Origin of the sequence: Phenylobacterium soli, from assembly GCF_003254475.1 — a bacterium.
Taxonomy (GTDB): Bacteria; Pseudomonadota; Alphaproteobacteria; order Caulobacterales; family Caulobacteraceae; genus Phenylobacterium; species Phenylobacterium soli.
In genome coordinates, this window is the sequence record NZ_QFYQ01000002.1 from 365,761 (window position 1) to 390,797 (window position 25,037).

Annotated in this window: 24 protein-coding genes; 11 read left to right on the forward strand and 13 right to left on the reverse strand. The window is 70.8% G+C overall.

The window, feature by feature from the left end:
* Positions 1 to 178: 178 nt before the first annotated feature.
* The 6 genes from DJ017_RS19175 to DJ017_RS19200 form a co-directional block, all read right to left on the reverse strand.
* The gene (locus DJ017_RS19175) at positions 179 to 1,552 is read right to left on the reverse strand and encodes an HlyD family type I secretion periplasmic adaptor subunit (protein ID WP_227000256.1); all 1,374 of its coding nucleotides are present in this window, start codon (positions 1,550 to 1,552) and stop codon (positions 179 to 181) included.
* Positions 1,549 to 3,276 carry a type I secretion system permease/ATPase gene (locus DJ017_RS19180; protein WP_111530496.1) on the reverse strand — a complete coding sequence of 576 codons (1,728 nt, stop codon included), beginning with the start codon at positions 3,274 to 3,276 and terminating at the stop codon, positions 1,549 to 1,551. Before DJ017_RS19180 ends, DJ017_RS19175 begins: the two co-directional genes overlap by 4 nt.
* 278 nt (positions 3,277 to 3,554) lie before the next feature.
* Positions 3,555 to 4,763 carry a hypothetical protein gene (locus DJ017_RS19185; protein ID WP_111530497.1) on the reverse strand — a complete coding sequence of 403 codons (1,209 nt, stop codon included), beginning with the start codon at positions 4,761 to 4,763 and terminating at the stop codon, positions 3,555 to 3,557.
* Between the two features lie 2 nt (positions 4,764 to 4,765).
* Positions 4,766 to 5,791 carry a hypothetical protein gene (locus DJ017_RS19190; RefSeq protein ID WP_111530498.1) on the reverse strand — a complete coding sequence of 342 codons (1,026 nt, stop codon included), beginning with the start codon at positions 5,789 to 5,791 and terminating at the stop codon, positions 4,766 to 4,768.
* Entirely contained in the window at positions 5,788 to 7,377 is a 1,590-nt protein-coding gene (locus tag DJ017_RS19195) for a glycosyltransferase family protein (protein WP_111530499.1), read from the reverse strand. The genes DJ017_RS19190 and DJ017_RS19195 overlap by 4 nt, the downstream gene beginning before the upstream one ends.
* On the reverse strand, positions 7,374 to 9,323 hold the full coding sequence (locus DJ017_RS19200; RefSeq protein ID WP_111530500.1) for a hypothetical protein: 1,950 nt from the start codon (positions 9,321 to 9,323) through the stop codon (positions 7,374 to 7,376). The genes DJ017_RS19195 and DJ017_RS19200 overlap by 4 nt, the downstream gene beginning before the upstream one ends.
* Before the next feature lie 160 nt (positions 9,324 to 9,483).
* On the opposite strand from DJ017_RS19200, the gene DJ017_RS19205 reads away from it, so the two are divergent.
* Entirely contained in the window at positions 9,484 to 10,545 is a 1,062-nt protein-coding gene (locus DJ017_RS19205; protein WP_165830726.1) for a sulfotransferase family protein, read from the forward strand.
* An 8-nt stretch (positions 10,546 to 10,553) separates the two neighbouring features.
* Positions 10,554 to 11,372, forward strand: coding sequence for a methyltransferase domain-containing protein (locus tag DJ017_RS19210; RefSeq protein ID WP_111530502.1), 819 nt, complete (start codon positions 10,554 to 10,556; stop codon positions 11,370 to 11,372).
* On the opposite strand, the gene DJ017_RS19215 is transcribed toward DJ017_RS19210, so the two are convergent.
* Positions 11,333 to 12,700: a hypothetical protein gene (locus DJ017_RS19215; RefSeq protein ID WP_111530503.1), complete on the reverse strand. Its 1,368-nt coding sequence runs from the start codon at positions 12,698 to 12,700 to the stop codon at positions 11,333 to 11,335. The two genes, DJ017_RS19210 and DJ017_RS19215, sit on opposite strands and share 40 nt — an antisense overlap.
* A 128-nt stretch (positions 12,701 to 12,828) precedes the next feature.
* On the opposite strand from DJ017_RS19215, the gene DJ017_RS19220 reads away from it, so the two are divergent.
* Complete coding sequence (locus tag DJ017_RS19220; RefSeq protein WP_111530504.1) at positions 12,829 to 13,638, forward strand: PIG-L deacetylase family protein; 810 nt, start codon at positions 12,829 to 12,831, stop codon at positions 13,636 to 13,638.
* On the opposite strand, the gene DJ017_RS19225 is transcribed toward DJ017_RS19220, so the two are convergent.
* Both DJ017_RS19225 and DJ017_RS19230 read right to left on the reverse strand, forming a co-directional pair.
* A complete protein-coding gene (locus tag DJ017_RS19225) occupies positions 13,584 to 13,946 on the reverse strand; it encodes a DMT family transporter (RefSeq protein ID WP_111530505.1) in 363 nt (120 codons plus the stop codon). The genes DJ017_RS19220 and DJ017_RS19225 overlap by 55 nt on opposite strands.
* Positions 13,943 to 15,019, reverse strand: a complete 1,077-nt coding sequence (locus DJ017_RS19230; RefSeq protein WP_111530506.1) for a glycosyltransferase family 2 protein — start codon at positions 15,017 to 15,019, stop codon at positions 13,943 to 13,945. Before DJ017_RS19230 ends, DJ017_RS19225 begins: the two co-directional genes overlap by 4 nt.
* 183 nt (positions 15,020 to 15,202) lie before the next feature.
* On the opposite strand from DJ017_RS19230, the gene DJ017_RS19235 reads away from it, so the two are divergent.
* The 4 genes from DJ017_RS19235 to DJ017_RS19250 are packed head-to-tail and all read left to right on the forward strand — an operon-like array spanning position 15,203 to position 19,904.
* Positions 15,203 to 16,036, forward strand: coding sequence for an ABC transporter permease (locus DJ017_RS19235; protein ID WP_111530507.1), 834 nt, complete (start codon positions 15,203 to 15,205; stop codon positions 16,034 to 16,036).
* Entirely contained in the window at positions 16,033 to 16,782 is a 750-nt protein-coding gene (locus tag DJ017_RS19240) for an ABC transporter ATP-binding protein (RefSeq protein ID WP_111530508.1), read from the forward strand. The genes DJ017_RS19235 and DJ017_RS19240 overlap by 4 nt, the downstream gene beginning before the upstream one ends.
* 36 nt (positions 16,783 to 16,818) lie before the next feature.
* Complete coding sequence (locus tag DJ017_RS19245) at positions 16,819 to 18,684, forward strand: hypothetical protein (protein ID WP_111530509.1); 1,866 nt, start codon at positions 16,819 to 16,821, stop codon at positions 18,682 to 18,684.
* On the forward strand, positions 18,681 to 19,904 hold the full coding sequence (locus DJ017_RS19250; protein ID WP_133255509.1) for a glycosyltransferase family 4 protein: 1,224 nt from the start codon (positions 18,681 to 18,683) through the stop codon (positions 19,902 to 19,904). Before DJ017_RS19245 ends, DJ017_RS19250 begins: the two co-directional genes overlap by 4 nt.
* Here the strand turns inward: DJ017_RS19250 and DJ017_RS19255 are convergent.
* A complete protein-coding gene (locus tag DJ017_RS19255; protein ID WP_111530511.1) occupies positions 19,901 to 20,413 on the reverse strand; it encodes a hypothetical protein in 513 nt (170 codons plus the stop codon). The two genes, DJ017_RS19250 and DJ017_RS19255, sit on opposite strands and share 4 nt — an antisense overlap.
* A 1-nt stretch (position 20,414) precedes the next feature.
* The gene (locus DJ017_RS19260) at positions 20,415 to 20,837 is read right to left on the reverse strand and encodes a glycine zipper 2TM domain-containing protein (RefSeq protein WP_111530512.1); all 423 of its coding nucleotides are present in this window, start codon (positions 20,835 to 20,837) and stop codon (positions 20,415 to 20,417) included.
* A gap of 160 nt (positions 20,838 to 20,997) precedes the next feature.
* On the opposite strand from DJ017_RS19260, the gene DJ017_RS19265 reads away from it, so the two are divergent.
* On the forward strand, positions 20,998 to 22,209 hold the full coding sequence (locus DJ017_RS19265; RefSeq protein ID WP_111530513.1) for a tetratricopeptide repeat protein: 1,212 nt from the start codon (positions 20,998 to 21,000) through the stop codon (positions 22,207 to 22,209).
* 4 nt (positions 22,210 to 22,213) lie between these two features.
* On the opposite strand, the gene DJ017_RS19270 is transcribed toward DJ017_RS19265, so the two are convergent.
* Positions 22,214 to 22,564: a hypothetical protein gene (locus DJ017_RS19270; protein WP_111530514.1), complete on the reverse strand. Its 351-nt coding sequence runs from the start codon at positions 22,562 to 22,564 to the stop codon at positions 22,214 to 22,216.
* Between the two features lie 650 nt (positions 22,565 to 23,214).
* Here DJ017_RS19270 and DJ017_RS20565 point away from each other — a divergent pair.
* Positions 23,215 to 23,364, forward strand: coding sequence for a hypothetical protein (locus DJ017_RS20565; RefSeq protein ID WP_165830727.1), 150 nt, complete (start codon positions 23,215 to 23,217; stop codon positions 23,362 to 23,364).
* 49 nt (positions 23,365 to 23,413) lie between these two features.
* Positions 23,414 to 23,764: a hypothetical protein gene (locus DJ017_RS20195; RefSeq protein ID WP_133255510.1), complete on the forward strand. Its 351-nt coding sequence runs from the start codon at positions 23,414 to 23,416 to the stop codon at positions 23,762 to 23,764.
* Positions 23,765 to 23,786: 22 nt separating this feature from the next.
* Here the strand turns inward: DJ017_RS20195 and DJ017_RS19280 are convergent, their stop codons facing one another.
* Positions 23,787 to 24,032: a hypothetical protein gene (locus tag DJ017_RS19280; RefSeq protein WP_133255511.1), complete on the reverse strand. Its 246-nt coding sequence runs from the start codon at positions 24,030 to 24,032 to the stop codon at positions 23,787 to 23,789.
* 82 nt (positions 24,033 to 24,114) lie between these two features.
* Between DJ017_RS19280 and DJ017_RS19285 the strand changes: the two genes are divergently transcribed.
* The gene (locus DJ017_RS19285) at positions 24,115 to 24,324 is read left to right on the forward strand and encodes a hypothetical protein (RefSeq protein ID WP_111530517.1); all 210 of its coding nucleotides are present in this window, start codon (positions 24,115 to 24,117) and stop codon (positions 24,322 to 24,324) included.
* The last annotated feature ends 713 nt before the right edge of the window (positions 24,325 to 25,037 follow it).

Consider the following 25,037-nt stretch of genomic DNA (forward strand, 5'->3'; position numbering starts at 1 on the left):
CGGCACGCCTGACCCCCAAAGCTTGGAGCGGTCCCAGCGATCCATCTCCCCCAACGCCGTAGCATGGCTGCGGCGCAGGTTAAACGAGCCCGAGTGAAGACGTATCGGAACCGTGCAATTTGCGCAACACCTATTAGGTGCGGCAGGACGGCGCCCGATCCATCGTTTCCCGAGGCGGTTACTGCTCGTGGAAGGCGTGGTGGATGGTGTCGGTGATCGGGGTGATCAGGAAGCCCATCAGGGTGCGATCGCCGGTCTTGATCATGGCCGTGGCGGTCATGCCGGGGGTCACCTTCACGTTCTTCTCGAGCCCCTTCATGTCCTTCGGATCGATGCGGACATCGGCCCGATAGAAGCCCATGCCGGTCTTCTCGTTGGTGATCCGATCGGCGGAAACGACCACTACCTTGCCGGGAAGCGGGCTGTTCCATCGCGGATTGGGACCCACGAGTCGCACCTGGGCGTCCATGCCCACGTGGACCTGGTCGATGTCCTCGGGCTTGACCATCACCGTCACCATGAGCGGCGAGTTGGAAGGCACGATGTCCATCAGGACCTGGCCGCCGCCGACGACGGCGCCCGGGGTGAACTGGGTGAGGTTGAAGACGTAGCCGTCCACCGGCGCGCGGGCGACGGTGCCCTCGAGCGCGGCCTTGGCGGCCACCAGCTTCGGCAGCACCTCCTCGAGCTTAGACTGGCTGTCGCGCAGCTGCTCGGCCGCCTGGCTCTGGCGCTGGTCGCGCAGCGAGGCGAGCTGCATGCGCGTCTCGCCCATCTGCTGGTGCAGGCGCGCCATGTCGGCGACGAGCGACCCCCGGCGGCCGCCGAGATCGGCGATCTGGCGCTGGTAGGCGAGGATCCGCGTCTTCGGCGCATAGCCCTTCTCGTAGAGGGGCATGAAGCTGGTCATCTCGTCCACGAGCAGCTTCCGCTGCTCGTCGGTGGAGGTCAGCTGGGCCTGGTCGCCCTGGACCTGATTCTGGATCTGGTCGAGGCGCTGCTGCAGCACCTGCGACTGGCTCTGGAAGAGCTGCAGGCGGCTGGTGAACAAGAAATCCTGGTCGCGCATCATGCCGGCGACCTGCGGATCGCCGGCGCGGCTGGTGAGCTCGGGCGGGAACTGGACGGCGGGGCGATTCGTCGCCTCGGCGCTCAGCCGGGCGGCCGCGCTCATCAGGCTGTCGGCCTGATTCTGCAGAATGGCGACGGTCGCCTTGGGCTCGGTGTCGTCGAACACGATCAGCGGCTGGCCGGCGCGGACCAGCTGACCTTCCTTGACGAGGATCTGCTTCACCGTCGCGGCGTCGCGGTGATTGATCGTCTTGCGATTGGCCTCGACGGTCACCTGGCCGGGCGCGGTGATGCCGGACGCCAGCGGCGTCAGCGAGGCCCACAGGCCCAGGCCGACCACCATGGTGCCGATGATCGCCGCGCCGACGAGCATCGGACGGCGAAGTCGCTGCTCGAGCCGCGGATCGAGCGGCGTGGTGTCGTCGCCGCCGAAGGTGGGGGCGACGTAGGTGGAGCGGACGGGTCCGATCTCGAGCTTCATCGGCTGGCCTCGATCGAGCGAACATCGGCCGGTTTCATGACCCGGGCCATGACCTGGTCCTTGGGACCGAACAGATCGATTCGGCCGTCACGCAGCACCAGGAGCTTGTCGGCCGCGCGGAAGATGCCCGGCTTGTGAGCGATGACGACGATGGTCGAACCCTGGGCCTTCATGGCGTCGATGGCCGACATCAGCGCCGCCTCGCCCTCGGCGTCGAGGCTGGCGTTGGGCTCGTCGAGCACGATGAACGCCGGATCGCCGAGCAGGGCGCGGGCCAGGCCCACGCGTTGCCGCTGGCCGGCCGACAGCACCACGCCGCTCTCGCCGACGTCGGTGTCGTAGCCCTTGGGCATGCGCAGGATGAGCTCGTGGACGCCGGCCAGGGTGGCGGCCTTCACCACCTCCTCGTCGCTGACGCCTTCGCGGAAGCGGGCGATGTTGTCGCGGATGGTGCCGGAGAACAGCTCGGTGTCCTGCGGCAGGTAGCCGACGTAGCGGCCGAAGTCGGCGCGGTCCCAGGTGAAGACGTCGGCGCCGTCGAGGCGCACGGACCCGTTGATCGGCCGCCAGATGCCCATCAGCAGGCGGGCGAGCGTCGACTTGCCGGCGCCGGAGGGGCCGATGACGCCCAGCACTTCGCCCGGCTCGATCCGGAAGTTGATGTTGCCCAGGACCAGGCGCTGCACGCCGTAGGGCGCGAAGTTGACGCCCTCGACGCTCAGCCGGCCGGTGGGCCGCGGCAGGGAGGTGGCCAGCACCGGCGGCTCGGCCTTCTCCAGCAGGGTCATCAGGCGGGCATGGGCCCGGGCCATGTTGTTGAGGGGCTCCCAGGTGCCGACGATGCGCTCGATCGGCTGCAGGGCGCGGGCGACCAGGATCATGTTGGCGAACAGCATGCCCTGGTGGATCTGGCCCTTGAGGATCAGGTAGGCGCCGACGGCGATGACCAGCACCTGAATGCCCATGCGCACCGCCTTGATGATGTCGGTGTACATGTTGGACTGCTCGGCCGCGGCGGCGCCGCGCTCGATGGTCACGGCGCGGTGGCGCGCCCAGGCGGCGCCGAGCGTCGGCAGCATGCCCATGGCGCGCACGACCTCGCCGTTGCGCAGGGCCGCCTCGGTGAAGGCGTAGCTCTTCAACTGCGCGTCGTTGGCCTCGCGCGCCGGCGGGCGCACGGCCCGCTCCTGCATCAGGGCCAGGGCCAGCAGGCCGGCCCCGCCGAGCAGCGCCACCAGACCGACCAGGGGGTCGATCAGGAACAGCACGACGACGAAGACCGGGATCCAGGGGAGGTCGAAGAAGGCCGCCGCGGCGACGCCGGTCAGGGTCTGGCGGAAGGTGTCGAGGTCACGCAGGGCCTGCGAGCGGGCGCTGGGATCGCCGCGCACGACGGCGTCGAACAGGCCCGAGAAGATTCGCCCCGAGACGCGCTGGTCCAGCACCACGCCATAGTTGATGAGGATGCGGGCGCGGAAGTCGTCGATCGCGCTGGAGACGAAGAAGACGAAGATGGTGATCAGCGTCAGCAGCCACAGCGTGGCCTGGTTCTGGCTGATCATCACCCGCCCGTACACCTGGTAGGTGTAGAGCGGCAGCGCCAGATACAGGACGTTGGTGAAGAAGCTGAACACCGCGGCCACGATGAACGGCCGCTTGCCCTCGGCCAACGCGCGCGTGAGCACGTTGTCGGGCTGATTGGTCATGAAAGTCAGGAACTTCATTGCGGCGAGCCGTCCCGTACGTCCTCAGACCCACATTTAACTGATGTGAGCCGCGAAAGGGTGAACTCCGTTTGGCCGAGAAAGATCGGCCGCAATCTCGCGGGAACGCCCGGAGCGGGCGGAGAGATGCGCAGGCGTCCGAACGATGTCAATGACGGATCGGTTCGGCGGCGCCGGCCTCGACGCGATGTGGAATAACGTCCCCATGCGGCGGCCCCTTCTACCCCGACTGTGGCCGATCCGTGGCGGCCTGAGGGCCGAGTTTCGCCGCCCGGGGATCAACGCGGTTGGCGGCGCGCCCAGTGTTCCAGGGGCGTCAGGCCCTGCTCGACGATCTCCGGATTGGCCGCGAGATAGGCCGCGGTCGGCAGGCCGGGCCGGGCCTCGGTCACGGTCCAGGCGCCGCCCTGCAGGTAGTCGACGAGCGGATTGACGCGGGTCGGCAGCGCGGCGCCCCGCGCCTCCACATAGTGCGGCAGGTCGAACCAGGGGCCGGGGCTGCGGCCCTCGCGCGCGCCGGTGGCGAGGAAGTGGGTGAGCGGCTCGGTCCCGGCCTGGGCGACGTCGCCGTTCTGCAGCAGGTACCAGGCCGGATCGAACAGCGGGTGGGGCGAGAAGCCCTTGCGCCAGCCGACGGTGAGATAGTGGACGAGGGCCGGAGCGTCCTTGGCCGACCGGCGGGCCTGCTTGCCGTACCAGACCGGATCGAACAGCGGATGGGGCGACAGGCCGCGCGAGGCGCCGACGCGCAGATAGTGTTCGAGCGGCGTCTCACCCGCCGCGATGTCGCCCGCGCCGGCGAGGTAGTGGGCGGAATCGAAGACCGGATGCGGCTCGCGCCCGCGCGCGGCGCCTTCCTTCACGTAGTGCTCGAGGGCGGAGAGGCCGGTGGCGGCGAGCGCCTGGGCGTTCTGGCGGCGATACCAGGGGCCCTCGATCAGGGGATGAGGGCTGCGGTCCTCGCGCGCGCCGGACAGCAGGTAGTGGGCGAGCGGCGCGACGCGCGCGGCGGCGACGTCCGGATTGGCCGCCAGATACCAGGCCTGGTCGAAGAGCGTGGCGGGCTGGGCCGCCGGCTCCGGACCGCGCCGGGCGTAGGCGGCGATCGCCCCCAGGCTCCCGCCCCGCCATACGCCGGCGGCGGCGATTACCAGGGCCTGACCCGGCGGGCCGAGGCGGGCGAGCGCCTGCTCGGCGAAGCGGGCCGGGCGATTGCGGCGGCGCAGGCGTCGGATCTCGGCCTCCGCCACATAGCGGCGCAGGGCGTCGCTGCGCAGGCCGGCGCGGGCCTCGTCCCGCGCCGCGAGGGCGGCCTCGAGCGCGCCCGTCAGCTCGGTCCGGGTCACCGCCTCCCGGATCTGGGCGTCCTGGGCGACGGCCTGGGTCGAGCGCAGGTGGTCGGCGAACTCGCCGACCTTGCCGATGAGCCGCGCCGCGGCGGCCTTGGCGGGACTTGAGGACGCACCGGAGGAGAAGGAGGAGGCCAAGCTCAGGCGCCCTCGTTCTCGAGCCAGGTCTTGTAGCTGTAGGACCCGACGGCGAAGGGATCGGGATAGGCGGCCTGCAGGTCGGCGCGCTGGCGGTAGAGCACGCGCTGCGCCTTCTCGATCGGCTCGCCGTCGGCGAAGCGGTCGTAGGCCCAGTAGCGCTGCGGAATCGCCTCGTCGGTGGCGGCGGCCACCTGGCGCTTGTACCAGGCCCAGATCTCGTAAACCGGGAAGTTCTGGCCGGCGTACTTCTTGGTCATCACGTCGCCGAGCGGGCCGAGCTTGGTGAAGTGCCAGAAACGCAGCGGGCTGCCGTTGACGGTGATCGCGCCGTCCTTGCCGACCGCCACCGTGCGGGTGGAGAGGTTCCAGCTGGCGACGTTGTAGCCCGGATCGCGGACCACCTTCACCTTGTCGAACAGGGCGGGGACGTGGTCGCACCAGCGCTGGTCGACGAAGAGGCCGTTGGGCATGTCGTCGTAGCAGTAGCTGAGCAGGCGGTCGTTCCACCACTTGGCGAAGCGGGCGCCCTCGCCCGTGGTGCGGATCGCCACGAAACCGAGGTTGAAGATGCCCGTGCGCGAGGCCGACAGATCGTTGTCGGCGATGGCCGCCGGATCGTCGTTGGGGTCGATCAGGTGCGGCGTCAGCAGGATGTCGTGGTCCCGCAGCAGCTCGACCAGCGGATCGAGGCGGCCGAAGAGGGCGGTGTCTGGATCCAGGTAGATGACCGCGTCGGCGCCCGAGGCGCAGGCCTGGTGGATGAAGGGGCCCTTCACCGCCGTGCAGACCTCGACGACGTCGTGCTTGAAGAGCCAGGAGGCGAAGTCCGGGATGCCCAGATCCTGGGCCCAGACGACGCGGTCGAAGGGCTCGGCGGCCGGGTCAAAGGCGAACCCCTCCGGCGGCTCGTCGGTGATCAGGGCCACCAGCTCCCAGTCCGGATGGAAGCGGCGCAGGGTCTGGAACAGCACCCGCGCGCGGTTCAGGTAGGAGAAGGTGAAGCTGGAATAGCAGAGCACCTTCATGCGCCGGCCTCGATCAGATCCATGGTGAGCGCGCTGTACTCCAGGTCGTAGAGCGCCGGCCGGCGGACGCGGCGGGCGAGCTGCAGGATGTCGCCGGTTTCGAACGCCTTGGCCAGAGCGCTCTCGCCGGTCAGCACGAGGCCGTGGCCGCCCCCCGCGACGAAGGCCGCGACATTGCCGCTGTCCGGATTGGTGACGACGGCCGCGCCGGCGGCGACCGCCTCGTGGGCGGTGAAGGAGAAGGTCTCGCGGCAGAGCGGCCAGACGAGGGCCACGTCGATACCGGCGGCGGCCACGGCCCTGGTCATGCCGCCAGGCTCGGGGCCGTCGGCGGAGACCGGGTGGAAGGCGACCAGGGCGCCGGCCGGGCGCTGGGCGCCGAACAGGTGGAATTCGTAACGCGCGTCGTCGGCGAAGGCCTGGGCCAGGGCCTGGAACACCGGCCAGCCCTTGTGCGCCGCCGGCACGCCGGGGAAGCCGATCCGCAGGGGCCCCTCGCCCGCCGGCGCCGGGCCGCGCTCGATGAGGCGGGCGTGCGGCAGGACGACCTCGGCCGCGGCCTTGTGAGGCGCCGCGGCCTTCCAGAGATCCAGCGTCGGCTGCGAGGGGCTGACGACGGTGAGCTCCAGGGCTTCGAACAGCTTGCCGTGCTCGGCGAGGTGCCGGGCCCGCCAGGGGCCGTAGACGCAGATGCCGCAGGCGGCGCTGTCCGGCGGCGGGGCCGCGCAATCCTCGACGTCGTCGCGCAGCAGGTGGAAGCCGGCGCAGAGGCTGGCGAAGTCGTGCAGCCAGAAGAAGCCGCGCTTCAGCCCGGCGGCCGAGAGGATCGCCAGGGTCTCCTCGGCGCTGTGGCCGAGCATGGAGTGTATGGCGAAGCTCGCGCCCTTCACCCCGGCCAAGGCCTCGGCGATGGCGGCGGCCGAATAGGTCCCCACGGCGCGGCCGTTCCAGAGCACGCCCAGGGGCGCGGGTTCGCCGGCGCGCAGGACGGGCCAGGGCCTGGCGGGGAAGATGTGCAGGTGGTCGCGGCCGGCCGCCTCGACGGCGGCGGCCTCGCGGCGCAGGCAGAGCTGCACCCCGCCCAGGTGGGCCGAATAGTCGTCGTGGCTGAAGGTGAGGTGGACCTGGCCGAGGCCGGTTCGCGACTTCGCCAGGGCGCGGGCGAGATCGGCCGCGGGCGCGACGGTCACGGCAGAGGACGCCTTGGCCGCCGCCGCGACGCGCTCCTCGACGGTCTTCAGCTCGCTCAGGATCTCATAGCGGAATCCGAGGTCCTGACGCGGCTTGCGGCCCTCGGCGCGGCCGGCGCGCAGATAGTGGACGAAGGGGTTCATCCCGGCGGCGGCGACGTCGGGATTGGCCTCCAGATATTCCTTCACCGAGAAGTCGCGATTGGGGTCGCGCCCCTCGCGCCAGCCGCTGACCAGGAAGTGCTCGATCGGATCGACCCCGGCCCGCGCCACGTCGGGGTGGGCGGCGAGATAGAAGCGGGCGTCGAACTCGGCCAGGACGAGGTCCCGGTCAGGGTGGAAGCGGCGCAGGCTCTGGAGCACCCCGCGGCGGACCCTGGCGGCCACCGACCTCACGCCGCGGCCTCCTGCGCCGGCGCGAGCAGATCCACGGTCATGGCGCTGAAGGCGAGCTCGTGGAGCGGTGGTTTGCGGACCGCGCGGCTCAGCGCCAGCGCCTCGCCGCTCTCGAACAGGGCCGTGAGGGCCGCCTCGCCCTCCAGCACCCGGCCGTGGCGGCCCTCGGCGGCGAAGGCGGCGACATTGCCGCTGTCGGGGTTGGTCAGGATGGCCGCGCCGGCGGCGACCGCCTCATAGGCGGTGAAGGAGAAGGTCTCGCGGCAGAGCGGCCAGACCAGGACCGCGTCGGCGCGGACGGCGGCGATCGCCTCCTGCATGGCGTTCGGCCGCTCGGCGCTGACGCTCACGTGCCGGAAATCGATCGGCAGGCCGCCGATCTGGCGCCCACCGAGATGCACGAATTCGTAGCGCGGATCGCCGGCGAACCTGATCGCCAGCTCGCGGAACACCGGCCAGCCCTTGTGCGCCGCCGGCATGCCGGCGAAGGCCAGGCGGAAAGGCCCCTCGCCCGCGGGCGCCGGGCCGCGCCTGATGAGGCGGGCGTGCGGCAGGACCACCTCGGCCGCGGCCTTGTGAGGCGCCGCGGCCTTCCAGAGATCCAGCGTCGGCTGCGAGGGGCTGACGACGGTGAGCTCCAGGGCTTCGAACAGCTTGCCGTGCTCGGCGAGGTGCCGGGCCCGCCAGGGGCCGTAGACGCAGATGCCGCAGGCGGCGCTGTCCGGCGGCGGGGCCGCGCAGTCCTCGACGTCGTCGCGCAGCAGGTGGAAGCCGGCGCAGAGGCTGGCGAAGTCGTGCAGCCAGAAGAAGCCGCGCTTCAGCCCGGCGGCCGAGAGGATCGCCAGGGTCTCCTCGGCGCTGTGGCCGAGCATGGAGTGGATGGCGAAGCTCGCTCCCTTCACCCCGGCCAGGGCCTCGGCGATGGCGGCGGCCGAATAGGTCCCCACGGCGCGGCCGTTCCAGAGCACGCCAAGGGCGCCCGCCTCGCCCGGGGCGCGGATCACCGGCCAGGGCGCGAGCGGGTAGATGTGCAGGTGGTCGCGGCCGAGGTCGCCGATGCGGGCCGCCTCGCGCTGGAGGCAGAGCTGAACGCCGCCGAGGTTGGCGGTGTAGTCGTCATGGCTGAAGGTCAGGTGCAGCCGGCCGCCGCGGCGGCGGGCGAGCGCTTCGGAAAGCCGGTCGGCGCGGCTGAGGTGGGCCTCGGCGGTCGCCGCGGCGGCGCGCGCGACGCGGGTCTCGACCGGGACCAGATCGGCCAGGATCTGGTAGCGGAAGCCGAGGTCCTGCCGGGGCAGGCGCCCCTCGGCGCGGCCGGCCATCAGGTAGTGGACGAAGGGGTTCACCCCCGCCTGGCTGATGTCCGGATAGAGCTCGAGGTAGTCGCGGACGGAGAACCGCGGGTTGGGGTCGCGCCCCTCGCGCCAGCCGGCGATCAGGAAATGCTCCAGGGGCTCGGTCCCGGCCGCCGCCACGTCCGGGTTCATGCCGAGGTAGTAGGCCGAATCGAACTCGGTCGCGGCCAGGGCGCGGTCCTCGTAGGTCACCGGCGTATGGACGAAACCCTGCGCGGCCGGCCGGATGGCGGCCGGGGCGGCGATCAGCGCCTCGGCGCTCCAGCGGGCCGCCTCGCCGAACCGAGCGCGGACGGTGAAATAGCGGGCGGCGTGCGCCGAGGGGAAGGCGGCGCGGCCCTCGCTGCGCCCCTTGGTCAGGTAATGGTGCAGCGGCTCGCCGCCGGCCTTGGCGACGTCGGGATGGGCTTCCAGGTAGCGGCGCGTGGAGAACCAGGGCGCCGGATCGCGGCCCTCGCGCCAGCCTTGCAGGAGGTAGTGACGGAGCGCGTCGACGCCCGGCCCGATGTCATCGTAGACCGTGCGGTAGAAGCTTGCGTCGAGAGCCAGGCTGACGGCCCGCTGGACTTCGTGGAAGGGCGCCTTGGCGGCCATGCGGGCTCTGGATTCCTGTCAGCGGCGCGGCTTTGTGTGCAACAGATGACCTGAGGGATCAACCGGCGAGCAACCGCAGGCAGGCGCTTGCGGCGATCCGCGCCGAACCGGTAGATCAGACCTTCGCCGCCCCTCACTCCGGACCCTGATGACCGCGAAAATGGCCACGAAGAAGGCGCCCGAGCCGGTGGCGGCCCCGCCGGCCCGGCGCACGGCCTATCTGGTGCTCGGCATGCACCGCTCCGGCACCTCGGCGGTGACCCAGCTGCTGGGCCTCGCCGGCGCCCGGCTGCCGGCCCACGTGATGCCCGGCGACGAGCACAATGCGAAGGGCTACTTCGAGCCCTGGAAGATCGCCCTGTTCAACGACCAGCGCCTGCGCGCCGGCGGCGGCGCCTGGGACGACGTCTTCAGCTTCCCGTATCGGTCGCTGGCCGCGGCGGAGGAGGCGGAATGGCGGGACGAGGCCAAGGCCCTGTTCGCCGAGGAATACGGCAAGGTCCGGTGGCCGCTGCTGAAGGACCCGCGGGTCACGGTGTTGCTGCCGTTCTGGCGCGAGGTGTTCGACGCCCTGGCCGTCGACGCCCGCTGCGTGATCCCGGTGCGCCATCCGCTGGCGGTGGCCGGGTCCCTGGCCCGCCGCGACGGCTTCCCGCCGGAGAAGTCGGTGCTTCTGTGGAGCGCCTACATGCTGGCCGCCGAGGCCTACACCCGCGACCTGCCCCGGGTGTTCGTGGATTACGATTCGCTGCTCGCCGACTGGCGGCGCGAGGTGGCGCGCATCGAGGCCGCCCACGGCGCGGCGCTGCCGAAGCTGACCGAGAAGGCCGGCAAGGCGATCGACGCCTTCCTGACGCCGGAGCTGCGCCATAACGCCGGCCTCGGCGAGCTGTCCGACCTGGGCTGGGCGGGCGAGCTGACCCGCGAGGTGTTCGACTGGTTCCAGGCCGCCGCCGCGGACCGGACGCCCGACACTGCGCCGCTCGCGCGGGCCAGCGAAGCCCTGGAGGCGCGCCGGCGCGAGATCGGCGCGCTGGTCTCGCCCGCCGCCCGCGACCTGGACATGACCCGCAGCGAGCTGCGCGAGGCGCGCTCGCGCCTCGAGGTGGAGATCGCCGAGCGGCGCCGCGAGCGCGAGGAACTCGAAGCCGAGCTTCAGGTGTTCTACCGGGCGGTGGAGACGGCCGAGGCCGCCCTGGACGCCGCGATCACCGAGCCCTGAGCCCGCCCATGCCGACGCCCACCCCCGGCGACGCCCAGGCCCTGGAAGGCCTGCTGTCGCGCTTCCCCAAGACCCGGCCGCCGCTGTCGCCGCGGATCCAGGCGATCTATGCCCGGCAGTACAAGGAAAACCGCTCCGGCGAGACGACGGCGGCCTCGCTGTCGCAGCGGCTGGAATCCTGGATGCATCGGCAGGTGGCGGCGGACGTGGCCGGCGGCGCGACGCGCGCCACGCTGGAGCTCGGCGCCGGCACCCTCAACCAGCTGCGCTACGAGCCCTTCACCACCCCCTACGACATCGTCGAGCCGTTCGCCGAGCTGTTCGCCGATTCGCCGGAGCGGGGCCGCGTCCGCAACGCCTGGGCCGACATCGCCGAGGCGCCGGCCGAGGCCGCCTATCAGCGGATCACCAGCATCGCGGCGCTGGAGCACATCTGCGACCTGCCCCTGGTCCTGGCCCGCGCAGCGCAGCTGCTCACCCCGGACGGCGAGCTCCGGGCCGCCATCCCGGCGGAGGGCGGCTTCCTCTGGAGGCTGGGCTGGAGCCTGACCACGGGACTGGAGTTCCGCCTTCGCCACGGGCTCGACTACGGCGAGCTGATGCGCCACGAGCACGTCAACACCGCCGCCGAGATCGAAGCCCTGGTGGGCGGCCTCTTCGAGGAGGTGAGCGTCAGGAGCTTCGGCCTTGGCCGGCAGCTCTCGCTCTACAGGTTCCTGGCCGCGAGGAAGCCCCGGCTCGACCGGGCGACCGAGTGGATCGCCCGCTATGCCGGCCCGAAGGCCGCTCAGGCCGTCCGGCGCAGGCGCGGATCGGCCGCCACATAGGCGAGCCCCGAGAGGGCGGCGATGTCGACGAAATAGAGATAGCGGTAGTCGCAGGCGAGGGAGACCAGGAGAAAGGTCCCCGCGAAGGCGAGGCCGGCGAGCTGCAGGCCGATCACCGCCTTGTCGGCCGGATCGCGGCGCAGCAGCAGGAAGGCGATCACCGCCAGCGAGATCGCCGCGTAGAAGACGTGGGACACCGCGGGGGTGTCGTAGAACCAGGTGACATAGTTGTAGAGCCGCTGCTCCCGGTCGCCCCAGACCCGCTTGAGCCCCAGCTCCTTCATCAGCTTGGGCGAGCCGTCGACCCCGAGATAGGCCGGCAGGCAGACGTCGATCACCGGCGTCGCGAACACCCAGCGGAACACCTGCGCGCGGATCGACAGGTAGAGCCCCGGCCGGGTGAGGATCAGGTGCTTCCAGTCCGCCACCAGCGCCGTCGTCGAGATGCGGATCGTGTAGCGGATGAGGGCCGGCGAATCCTGCAGGAAGTCGATCCGCTGGGGCGAGTAGAAGTTCGGCGATTCGGCGCGCAGCACGGCGGCGACGGCGGGCGCCTCCTGCTCGATGCGGGTGAGCGGGATGTTCGGATCGCGCGCCAGGGCGCCCATCAGGTCGTAGGTGGCGAGGGCGCGGAAGCCCTGGGCGTTGGCCTTCTCGAAGCCGGGCCCCTGCGGCAGGGCGGTGACCGACAGCACGGCGGTGGTCGCCATCGCCGCCAGCAGCCAGCCGAGGCCCCAGAGGAAGGCGCGCCGCCAGCCGTCGCCCCAGGCGATCCAGCCGACCGTGAGCGCGGCGACGGGGACGACGACGATGCCGTTCTGGCGCACCAGACCGGCCACCGAGAGCAGCACGACCGCCGCGGCGAGACGCAGCCAGGGGCGGCGCGCACGGTTCCAGTCGCGGCCGGCGAAGGCCAGGCACAGGAAGCCCGCCACCGAGGCGTTGGCGTAGAGGATGTCGTGCCAGACGATGCCCTGGTAGAGCATGATGTCCGGCAGGGCGATGGCGCCGGCCAGCACCGGGACCAGCCACCACGAGCCGCGGCCGCGCAGCTGGGGCATCGAGGCCCAGCCGCCGAACAGCAGCAGGGTGCTGGCGGCGAGGTAGAGGCCCGTCCCGCGCCAGACGCGGTCGAAGACGCCGAGGATCCAGGGGAAGATCGCCGGGCCCCAGTTCTCCCGCATGTGGAAGCGGCCCTCGTGGAGCTCGATCACCGAGTCCACCGACATGTGGCCGGGGTAGTTCTGCCAGAGGACGGCGGCGTAGCCGGCGAGCAGCACCAGCCAGGCAGCCTCGCGGGCGCCGAACCCCAGGTCGAACTTGCGCATCGATGCTCCCCGACTGCTGTCCATGCGATATGTCGCGCCGCGGCGGCTGAGAAGCCCTATTGAGGCGCCCGCCGGCCTGTGGGACTCCATCGGCGGGCCGCGACGGGGCGGCCGCGATCGGGACGCCCATGGCCGTCGTCTTCCTGCTGGCCCACTTCGACGACGAATACTGCGCCCTGCCGCTGATCCTGCGGGCGCAGGCGGCGGGCGAGGACTGCTGGTTCCTCTATGTGGCCGACTACGCCCGCCCCGGCATGGCTGAGCGGCGGCTGGCCGAGACGGTGGCGTTCCTGAAGGCCTACGGCGTGCCGGCCGAGCGCGTGCGTCACGTGGGCCGCGGGTCCGGGGTCGTCGACCGCGAGGTGGCGGCGGGCATTCCGCAGGCCCTCGCCGGCCTGCGCGCGGCGCTGGCCGAGGTTCCCTCGATCTCCGAGTTCGCGGTCCCGGCCTGGGAAGGCGGACACCCGGATCACGATTCCTGCGCGGCCATGGCGACGATGTTGGCGGCGGAGCGCGGCGGCGTCCCGGTGCGCCAGTTCGGCCTCTACAACGGCCGGCGCTTTCCCCGGCCCTTCTACCGCGCCTGTTCGCCGATCCCGGAGAACGGGCCGCAGATGCGCATCCCGATCGGCGCGGCGGCCTGGCTGAAGTGGATCGCGGCGGTGCGCTTCTTCCCCTCGCAGACCTGGAACTGGCTGGGGCTGTGGCCGTCGATGTTCATGACCTTCGCCCAGCGGGGCGGCTTCGCCTGCCAGACGCTGGAGCCGGCGCGAATCGCCGAGCGGCCGCACGCTGGCCGGCTGCACTACGAATGGATGTTCCAGACGCCCTATGCCGTCGTGCGGCAGGCGGTGGACGCCGCCCTGGCGGATGAGGGCGGCGATCAGAGCGCGGGGCGGGCGAGGATCAGGAAGAAGCCGGCCAGCATCAGGACGTAGCCGCCGGCCATCCGCCAGTCCGCCGCCTCTTTGAACACCAGCCAGCCGATCAGCGGCACGAGGCAGGCGCCGACCAGGGAGAAGGCGTAGGCGGTCGAGAGCGGCACCCGGGTCAGGATGTAGAACCAGAGCAGGGCGCTGAGGGCGTACCAGACCCCGGCGGCGATCAGCGGGAAGTTCAGGAACAGCCGCAGGAAGAAAGGCCCGGAGAGCCGCTTGTCGTAGATGGCGGCGAACTTGAAGAGGGTCTGGCCGAGCGGCATCACCACCGCGAAGCTGGCGCAGAGGGCGACGTCCTTGGGGTTCACGCTTGCGGCTCCTCGCGCTGCAGCCGCTGGACGGTGCGCAGATAGGGGTGAATCGGGCGGCTCGGCACGTTGAGCACGTCGAAGTTCATGGCCTGCAGCAGGAGCTGGGCGCCGAGGATGATCGGCAGGGCGGCGGCCATGACGACGCCGGCCGAGGCGACCTGGCCGGGGGTGCGGGTGACCACGTAGTGGGCCGCATAGCCGAGGCCGAACAGCACCCCGAAGAGGCCGAACACCAGCTCCAGGCTGGCGGCGTTGAAGTCGCGCACGAAATACTGGCCGAGCACCCGCTGGGCGAAGTTGCGCAGGTGCTTCAGCGCGAATGGCCCGACGATGGCGCCGATGCGCAGGTTGGAGACCTCGTCGGCGTAGCGGGCCGGAATCGGCACGTCGCGGACCACGGCGCGCAGGGCGCCGAGGTGGTAGAGCAGGTCTGTCTCGAAGAAGAAGCGCCTGGAGACCCGGCGCTCCATGACCAGGGCCGCGACGGTCGAATCGATCGCCGTATAGCCGTTGGTCGGATCGAAGATGTTCCAGTAGCCGGTGGAGAGCTTGGCCGCGAAGGACAGGGCCGCGTTGCCGAACACCCGGATCGACGGCATGGCCCGCAGATGGCTGATCGAGGTGAAGCGGTTGCCCTTGGCGTAGTCCGCTTCGCCGAGGAGGATCGGGGCCACGAGCTGGCCCATGTAGCCGAGGTCCATCTGGTCGTCGCCGTCGACCTTGACCAGGATGCGGCCGCCCCGGCGCACGGCCTCGGCGTAGCCGGCCAGCGTCGCCCCTCCGACGCCCTGGTTCTTCTCGAGCCGGACCACCGTGACCCGCGGATCGCGCGCATTGGCCTCGATGAAGTCGCCCGAGCCGTCCGGGCAAGCGTCGTCGACGCAGACGATGCCGTCGACCCAGGCGGGGGTCTTCTCGATCACCCGCAGGATGTGCCCCGTGACCTTGTAGCAGGGCACCACGACCCAGACGCCGGCGCTATCGAGGCTGACATCCTCGCGGCCGCGGCGCGAAGTCGCGCGGCCCCGGCGGGGCGCGTCGTCGCGGGCGATCTGGTCGATGGACGTCATTCGGCGGCGCAGCCCTTTGAGGCGTCCCGGCTAACATGGAAGCGGCGAACCTTGCAAAAGCCGCAGGCCCCGCGCCACGGAGCCGCCCTTTTCCCATCGCAAACGGCCGGAAATCGCGGCAAGTCGTGTTCTTGCGCGCCAGAATGGCGCCTGTTACCCAGCGGCCCCCTCACTGGAGAGTCCATGGATACCGCCACCCACATGTTGCGGACCGGACGGCGCGGCGCGCTGTTCGAGATCGACATGGCGCTGCGCGACTTCCGGGCCTCCTTCCAGCGGTTCGGGCTCGCGTGGTCGCTGGCCTCGCACGACATCGTCTCGCGCTATCGCGGCTCGATCCTCGGCCCGTTCTGGATCACCCTGTCGATGGGGCTGATGGTGGCTGGCATCGGCCTCCTCAACGCGCGGCTGTTCTCGGCCTCGCTGCGCGACTTCATCCCCTTCGTGGCCACGGGCATCGTCTTCTTCGGAGCGATCAGCGGGATCATCAACGAGGGCTGCGAGACCTTCGTCCAGGCCTCGGGCATGCTGTCCCAGACCTCGCTGCCGATGTTCACCTTCGTCTGGCGCACGGTGCTGCGGAACATCATCACCCTCGGCCACAACCTCGTCATCATCGTCGGCGTGCTGATCTGGTTCGGCTTCTGGCGGACCATGAACCTGCCCGTGGCGGTGCTCGGCCTGCTGCTGCTGCTGGTCAACGCCGCCTGGGCGGGGATGCTGGCGGCGATCGTCTCGGCGCGCTTCCGCGACATCCCGCAGATCGTCCAGTCGGTGATGCAGTTCGCGCTGTTCATGACCCCGGTCTGGTGGCAGCCGCAGCGACTGGGCCGCGCGCACCCGATCCTGGAGTTCAACCCCTTCTACCACATGCTGGAGGTGGTCCGCGCGCCGCTGCTGGGCGAGCACCCGGCTCCGCACACCTACTCCTTCCTGGTGGCCATGGCCGCGGTGGGCTGGGCCTTCACCTTCTTCGTCTTCACCCGGACGCGGCGCAGGATCGTGCACTACCTATGAGCCACCCGGTCTCGATCTCGGTCACGAACCTCACCATCCGGTTCCCCGTCTATGGCGTCGACGCCAAGTCGCTGAAGAAGCACCTCGCGCGGGTGACGGTGGGCGGGCGGCTGGCCTCGGGCATGGCCGGGGTGACGGAAGTCACCGCCATCTCGAACCTCAACCTCGAGCTCAAGGCCGGCGACCGGCTGGGCCTGATCGGCCACAACGGCTCGGGCAAGACGACCCTGCTCAGGGCGCTGTCGGGCGCCTACGAACCGGACGAGGGCACCATCGACGTGCACGGCCGGATCGCACCGCTGCTCAACCTCGGGCTCGGGATCGATCCTTCGGCCACGGGTTACGACAACATCCGCCTGCGCGGCCGCATCGCCGGCCTGTCCTCGAAGGAGGTGGACGAGCGGATGGACGAGATCGCCGAGTTCACCGGCCTCGGTCCGTTCCTCGCCATGCCGGTGAAGACCTATTCGGCCGGCATGCAGGCGCGCCTGGCCTTCGCGGCGGCGACCGCGGTGGAAGCCGACGTGCTGCTGATGGACGAGTGGATCTCGGTGGGGGACGCCGACTTCCAGAAGCTCGCCCACAAGCGACTGCTGAACCTCGTGGAGCGGGCCGGCATCCTGGTGCTGGCCAGCCACGACCTCGACCTGCTCCGGCTCTACTGCAACAAGGTGATGCGGATGGAGGGCGGCGTCGCCTCCGCGGTCACCGACATCCGCAAACTGGAAGAGCTGCTGGCCGCCTGATAGACCCGGCTAAGGGGCTCGGCGGGTCGCATCGGCTTGGACGTCATCTTCACCATCGTCTCGCGGAACTACGCCGCCCAGGCCGCGACGCTCATGCAGAGCCTGGCGGCGGCGGAGCCTGACGCGCGGCGCGTGGTGGTGGCCACCGACGGGCCGATGCCGCAGCTCGAGCCGCTCGCCGAGGTGATCCCCGCCGCCGAGGTCTGCCCGCCGTTCGCGGCGATGAGCGTCTATTACGACGCGCTCGAACTCAACACGGCGGTGAAGCCCTTCGCCTTCCAGTGCTTCCTCGGCGAGGCGGACAGCGTCACCTATCTCGACCCCGACATCTACGTCTTCCGGCCGCTCGCGGCGGTGCGCGAGGCGCTCGGCGAGGCGGAGCTGGCGCTGACCCCGCACCTGACCCGCCCGCTCATGGGCGAGGCCATGCCCGACGACCGGGCGATCCTGCGCTCCGGCGTCTACAATCTCGGCTTCATGGCCGCCCGGGCGAGCCCCAAGACCCGGGCGCTGGTCGAATGGTGGGGCGAGCGCTGCCGCTTCGACTGCCGCGTCGACTTCGCCGAGGGCCTGTTCACCGACCAGCGCTGGATGGACCTCGCGCCCGGCTTCGTCGACTCGCTGGCGATCCTGCGCACGCCGACGCTGAACCTCGCCTACTGGAACCTCGAGGGCCGCACCCTCGCCAAATCGCAGGACGGCTGGACAGTCGACGGCGAGCCGCTGGGCTTCTTCCACTTCTCCGGCTTCGATCCGGCGCGGCCGGACGTGCTCTCCAAGCACCAGGACCGAATTGCGGTGGCGGCCGGTTCGCCGCTGGCGGGCCTGCTCGCGGACTACGGAGCGAGGCTGCTGGCGAACGGCCACGCGGCGGCGCGCCAGACGCCCTACGCCCATGACCGATTCGCCTCCGGCGCCCCGGTGACGAGCGCCATGCGCCGCCGCGCGCTGGCCGCCGCCCGGGCGGGCGAGGACTTCGGCGCCGGGCTGACGGACGCCGTCGAGGCGCGGCTCTCCGACGACGGCGCCCGGCCGAGGCGCGACGCGGACGCGGGCCAGCTTGGCGAGGCGCCGCCCGCGCAGGGCCTGATCGCCTGGCTGAGGGGTGTCTCGCCCGACGGGCGGCCGCGGGCGCTGAGCGCCCTGCTGGCCGCGCGGGCCGACCTGCGCGCGCGCTTCGGCGAGGATCCAGAGGGCCTGCTCGCCTGGGCGCTGGGGGTCGAGGCGCCGGCCGGCCGATTCGCGCCGGACCTGCTGCCCGCCGACTTCGCCGCCAAGGTCCATCCCGACCTCCTCCACCGCGCCGCCCGCTTCGCCGACCCCGACGCCAGCGAGCTGAAGCAGCGGTTGTCGGCGGCCTTCGGCCTCGCCGCCCGCGGCCGCTGGCCGGAGGTGATGACCCGGGCGCTCAGGGCCGACTGGCTGGCGACGGCGAATGGCCGGCCCGCGCCCTTCCCCAGGTTATTCGAGGCGATCTGGCAGAGCCGCACCGACCTGCAGCGGCAGTTCCCCCTGAGGACGGCGCTGGAGCGCTTCCGCTTCCACCGCTGGCTGGCGGCCGGCGGGCTTGCCGAGCACGGCGTCGAGCCGGAGCAGCTGGCCGGCGTTCCGCTGCTGCAGCTCGCGCGGCTGACCGTGGGCGGCGCGCCGCCTCGCGCTGCGCCCCCCGCCCGGGCGGCCGAGCTGTGGGTGGTGGGCCAGCCTGACGAGGCGCGAGAAATCGCTGCCGACCGGCTGGTCTACGAGGCGCAGAGCGGACGTTTCCTCGGCCCGCAGGCGAGCGCGCCGGGCGAGGTGGGGCTGGTGCGGTTCCTGACCCCCGCCGCGCTCGCGCCCGCCGACGCCATGGCTCTGCACGCCCGCGGCGTGCGCTGGGCCCGCGACGAAGTGGCCGGCGCATGAGTCCGATGCGGGTGGCGCGCTCGGCCTGGCGCGCGGTGGTCCCCGAGAGCCTGCGACGGCTGGCGGCGCCGGCGCTCAACCGGCTGCTGCAGGCCTATGTGCGGGCCGGGGCCCGCGCGCCGCACGGGGCGGAGGGCGCCGACGGACCGATCAAGATCGTCGGCTATTTCTCCGGCAGCCACGGGATCGCCGCCTCGGCCAAGCTGGCGGCGCGCGCCTTCGAGGCCCTGGGCGTGCCGGTGGAGCGCGTCGACGCCAGCCACGCCCGGCTCACCTGGACGCCGCGCAGCGCGCCGCCGGAGCGGGCGGCGGCCTGGATCTTCCACCTCAACCCGCCGGAGCTGCTCGCCGAGATGGCGGTGCTGGGGCCCCGGCGGCTGCTGGGACCGCGCTACGGCTACTGGGCCTGGGAGCTGCCTCGGGCGCCGGACCGCTGGCTGAAGGACGCGGCCCTGGTGGACGAGGTCTGGGCCCCCAGCCGCTATACGGCGGAGGCGTTCGCCGGGGCCGCCTCGCCGGTGCGCGTCGTGCCGCACCCGCTGTTCATCGAAGACTACCGGGATGTGACGCCGGCCCCGCGGCGAGCCGCATTCCAGGCGGTGGCGCTGTTCGACTTCAACTCCTCGGCCGCGCGCAAGAACCCGCAAGGGGCCATCGAGGCCTTCCGCCGCGCCTTCGGCGAGGATCCGGCCTGCGAGCTGACCATCAAGACCCAGAACGGACAGCTCTATCCCGAGCTCGTCGACAGCCTGCGCGCCGCCGCCCCGGCCAATGTCCGCTTCGTCGACGACACCTGGCCTTATGCCGAGGTGAAGGCGCTAATCGCCGGCGCCGACGCCCTGATCGCCCTGCACCGGGCCGAGGGCTTCGGCCTGTCGCCCGCCGAGGCCATGGCGCTGGGCACGCCGGTGATCGCCACCGGCTTTTCCGGCGTGCTCGACTTCATGGACGCCGATTGCGCCCTCGTCGTGCCCTTCCGACGCGTGGCCGTGGACGATCCGCAGGGCATCTATCGCGGCCAGACCTGGGCCGAGCCCGACCTCGACGCCGCGGCGGAGGCGCTGAGGCGGCTGCGGGAAGACGAGGCCCTGCGCCGCCGCCTCGGCGAGGCGGGCAAGGCGCGGGTGGCGGCGAGCCTGTCGCCGCAGGCCTGGTTCGAGACCCTGCCCCCGGCCGTCAGGGCCGCCGCGCTTCGCCTCAAGGCCGCCGCTTCAGCCTAGCCCGGTCGCCCGGCCCCGCCGTTGTTCTGCGCCGTGTTCGCCGCCGGCGGCGGCCCGCAATGGCCGGCGCGGGCCTGGACCACGTAGAACAGCGCCCGGCTCTGGGCGAAGGCGTGGTGCTCGGCGAGCGGGTTGGTCGGCTGGCCGTTCAGCAGGCTCGGCGCCTCGACCGGCGCGTTCGTCCCGACGGTGCTCAGCGACGACTGGTTCCAGCCGGTGAGCGCCTGGGCGCAGGCCGCGACGGTGGCGTCGGCCACGAGGTTGGCCGGATCGCTCGAGGCGGCGAGCGTATAGCCCCAACGGTGCAGGCAGTCGTCCAGCGCGGCGGACGGCTCGGCCGCCGGAACGGCGCCCGGCAAGGCGGTCGCCGCGGTGTTCCCCTGGGCGTTGGCGGTGGTGAAGGGCTTGCAGATGCCGTTGGCCGAGGCGTTGGCCCGGTTGGCGTTGTTGCAGCCGGCGAGGCCCACGGCGGCGAGCGCGGTGAGCGCGATCAGCGTTTGCCCGCGCATCCTAGTCGCACACCTGCATGGGCGCATAGACCAGCCGGCCGGCCTGGTCGTAGTAGGGCCGGCTGACATAGCGGCAGGAGGCCGCCGTGTTGGACACGTAGCGCGGATAGTTGGCGTAGCTCGGGGCCGTGCGGGCCCGGGCGTAGCTGTGGTGGCTGCGGCGGACCGCATAGCCGCCGCGGCAGTGGACCCGCGAGACCTGGTTGCCGACCACCGCGCCGAGACCCGCGCCGACCAGGGCGCCCGTTCCCTTGCTGCCGTGACCGGCCACCGCCGCGCCGAGCAGGCCACCGCCCAGGGCGCCCACCACGGTGCCGGTGACCTTGCGGTTGTGCGCATAGGCCTCGCAGCCGGACCGGGCCTCGGCCGCCGAGGCGGCGGCCACGGCGACCGTCAGGCCTGCGGCGAACAGCATACGGCGCATCTTGATCTCCTCTGGCTGGAGCCTCGCGCCTTGAGGCTCGATGCGAGAAAACGTCCATGCGCCGGCAGCGGTTCAGTTCGGCGCGCCGGGAAGCCTCCCCGCGGCGGGAGAACCGGGCTAGATAGCAGGCCCTTTTCCAGGCGAGGCGGGCGAGCGGGCCTTGAGCGAGACCACCAGCAGCGAAACGGAGGATGCGCTCCGGGCGGCCATGCGCCTGCAGGAGGCCGGCGACTACGCCGGCGCCATCGCGGCCTACCGGCGAATGGCCGAGCAGGCCCTGACGGTGAACATCGCCTGCAACCTCGGAGTCTGCCTGAGCGAGTCGGGCCAGTTCGAGGAGGCCGAGCACTGGCTGATGCTGGCCGCGCGCCATCGGCCGGACCTGGCCGAACTGCGTCGCCTGTTGGCCAATCTCTACACCGAGACCGACCGTCTCGAGCTGGCGGAGCTGGAATACAGGACCGCCCTTGCCTTTCAGCCGGACAACGGCTCGGCCAAGCTGGGGCTTGGCGGGTTGCTGCTGACAGTGGGCCGCTACGCCGAGGGCTGGCCGCTCCTGGAGGCCCGCGTCGGGCTGAACCCGGAGGTGGTGCCGCCGGTCAAGGTCTCGTTCCCCGAATGGACAGGCGAGCCGCTGGCCGGCAAGTCGGTTCTGGTCTGGTACGAGCAGGGCCTGGGCGACCAGATCCAGTTCGCCCGTTTCGCCCAGTCGCTGAAGGCGCGGGGCGCGGCGCACGTGGCCCTGGGCTGCCGGCCGCCGCTGGTCTCGCTGCTGGAGATGGCGGCGGGGGTCGACGAGGTCATCCCGGTGCCGCGCGGCGGGAGCATCAGCGTCAAGCGCTACGACTTCTGGACGCGCTACTTCAGCCTGCCGGGCCGGCTGGGCGTCACCCTGCAGACCCTGCCAACCGGGCCTTACATCTCCGCCCCGCCGGACCGGCGCGGCAAGTGGCCGGGCTTCGAAGGCAAGGTGGGCTTCGTATGGCGGTCGAGCCCGACCGGCTTCAACGCCCGCAACAAGAACATCCCCGACGACCTCGCCCAGCGGATCCTGGACCTCGGCGCCGTCAGCCTGCACCCGGAGGACACCGGGGTCGCCGACTTCGCCGACACGGCCGCGATCATGGAGCAGCTGGACCTGGTGATCTCGATCGACACCTCGGTGGCGCACCTGGCCGGCGCCATGGGCAAGCCGTGCTGGACCCTGATCCCGCGCCTGCACTGCGACTGGCGCTGGATGCGCGACCGGGCCGACAGCCCTTGGTATCCGACCATGCGGCTCTACCGGCAGGCCAGGCCCAACGAGTGGGGCCCGGTGGTCGAGCGCGTCGAGCGGGACCTGGCGGCGCGGCTCCGGAAAGCCGCGCCTTAAGGCCTCAGCGCGCGGCCAGCACGATCTCGCCGGAGTTCGCCACGCCATATTGGCGGACCATGGCGACGTAGTGGTTCATGGCCTTCCAGCGCGCGGTCTCGGAGCAGTAGCCGAGATCGAAGAAATCCACCTCGTAGTTGGCCACCGCGTTGCGGCACACGGTGTTGGCCGCCATGCGCACGTCGCGGCGGACCGTGGCGATGTCCTTGCCGGCGACGCTGACGCGCAGGGTGGTCGGCGCCTTGACGACGTCGAGCGGCGCGATGCTCTGGGATTGCGCCGCGGCCGGCAGGGCCGTGGCGGTCATGGCCAGGCCGACGATCGCGGCGATGGCGGCAGTCTGGGCGCGAAGCATGGGATGCCTCCTCGTTTCAGCATCCCAAAGCTAGGCCCATGCGGTCTCGGACGGTTTGCCGGCCATCAAGCGTGGCCTTGATGTGCGGTCGCCGCCACCGCCAAACCGGTCAGGCGCAGCTTTGCGCGCGCGGAGCCGGATAAATCGAACGCCACTTCCGCAATCGGCGCCACCGCCTTTGCTCCTCTACCGTGTGATCAGCGGAGGGCATCCGAGCCAGTCGCGGACGCTATCGACCTGGGCCCTCCACGTCCCGACAACCGATTTCGGCGGATCGGACAGCACCCGACATGCCTCCTCAGACTCGCCCATCCGATGGAGGGTCAGCGCAAGGTAGATTCGGCCCGGCACCGAGTACCATCTCGGGCTGCCCCTGCCGTAGTAGCCCGCTTGGGCCCCGAGGCTGCGGTGGCTCTCGAAATAGGGGGGGGCGTGCACCCTGAGCGCTTCGGCCAACTCAGCAGGCCCATTGGCATCGTTCTTCCACCAGCGATCTAGCCTGCCCTCCATCAACTCGCCGATCCGCGTATGTGGAGTGGCACGAGACGCCGCCCACCAGCATGTAGCGGTGCCCATTTATGCTACTCTCGTCAGTGAACGCCGCGTAGTCGCCTAGAGTGACGCCCCCGACGCGAAGGAATGGCCTCGCCATGCCCGACAACAAAGCTGAGCAATCGCAGATAGACAAGTTCCGCGACCTCGCCCGTGAACTGGAAGCGGACGAGGACGAGAAGCACTTTGAGGACGCGTTGCGCCAGATCGCGCCGAAGGATCGGAAGCCTGAGCCGAAGGCCGACTAGCTAGACTTGAGCGCGAGCTTGGGTGAAGTTTCCCGCAGGGGAGGCTTCCATGAAGATTGCCGCAGCTCTCGCGCTGTCAGCGCTTTTCGCAGTCGGCGCCGCGCTCCCGGCGCAGGCTCAGCAATGCCCGGTGGGCTCATATCCGAGCGTCGATACCTGGGGAAACCAGGTCTGCAAGCGCTTCGGCGACAACAGCACCGCCACGGCTCAAACGCCGCGCGGCCAACAGTGCCCGACCGGGGCTCATCCCGCCGTGGACAAATGGGGCAATCAGATCTGCCGGACCTTCGATAGTCCGGGCCAGCCGCGAACGGACTACTACGACACGAGCAAGGGTTGCCCGGCCGGGACCCATGAGTGGGTCGATCAGTGGGGGAACAAGGTCTGCAAGCCCTTCTGAGGCTCGCAGACCTAGCCGTCCGCTACTTCTTCGCGGCGCACATTTCCTTCTTCGCCATCCGCCCCTTCGCGTCATGGCACTTGCCCTTGGCGTCCAGCTTGTAGGGACCAGCGTCGGCGGCCTTAGGGGCTGCGCCGCCCTTACAGACTTCCATCTTGGCGAAGTGGCCCTTGGCGTCGTGGCATTTGCCCTTCGCGTCGATCTTCTGAGCGTTGGCGGCGCCAGCGGCCAGGACGAAGGCGGCGGCGATAGCGAGGGTACGAAGCATCGGCATTCCTCCCAAAGAAGGCCGAGCCTAGCGAACGCCGATAGGACTCGCCAGCGGGCTTAAGTTCTGCTTTCGTTCACGCATGACCGACCGCCTTCCGCCGCCTTGGACGGTGCATCACAACGGCGACGCCTATTGGGTCGAGGCCGCCAACGGCCAGAAGTTCGCCTTCGTCTATTACCGAGAGACGCCGCTTGTCGGGACGGAGCGGGACGCTCGGGTGAGCCGTGACCTGGCGCGTCGGATCGCGGCGAACGTCGCTAAGCTGCCGGAGCTGTTAACGCGGAAGTGAATTGCGGTAACTCGATACCGCACGGTATCATATTACCATGCGACGCGTTCACCAAAGCACCTGCGCGCTGAACAGGTTCCCAGCCCACTGGCCTCAGCCGTGCGATTGCGAGGTCGCTACACGCGACAGACGATCAACTGCATCTGGGAGTCGTTGGGGTTATAGCCCGGCCGTGATCCTGCAAAGGTGGCTGGAGTTGCAGCTATGCCGGATAGCTCACGTACGAGAAAGCCTCGCCATCCCTGACCGCTACCGCCGGTCAATTGCCACGCTGATAGCTCAAGGTTTCCAGCGTGGTTGTAGCCAAGCAGAAAAGGCTCGACGGTTCTTGTCTTCCCCTTCGAAACGAACTGGATCACCCGCCGCGCCTCGATGAACGGGCGTATGCGCTGCTCGGCCGCGAGGTCCCTTATGAAGGGCGTCGGGGGCTTTGGCATCTTCGGCGGCTTGTAGCCCGATCCGCGCCCCTTACCGCCCGCCATGGCTCGCCGCATCGGCCCCTCCCGGTTGACCCGAGAGGCAGGTTCAACCCCCGCCACGGCGGGAGTCAATCGGCCGATTTGCAAAGTATATAATCGCCGCGGCTGGGACCTATATACATCATTGACCCACGCCCCGAGCTGAGTCATAGTGGGCCTATCGACAAGGACCGCCCCGATGCTCCGCCATTTCGACAGCCTGATTGAACTCTTCGAAGCCTTCCCGGACGAGCA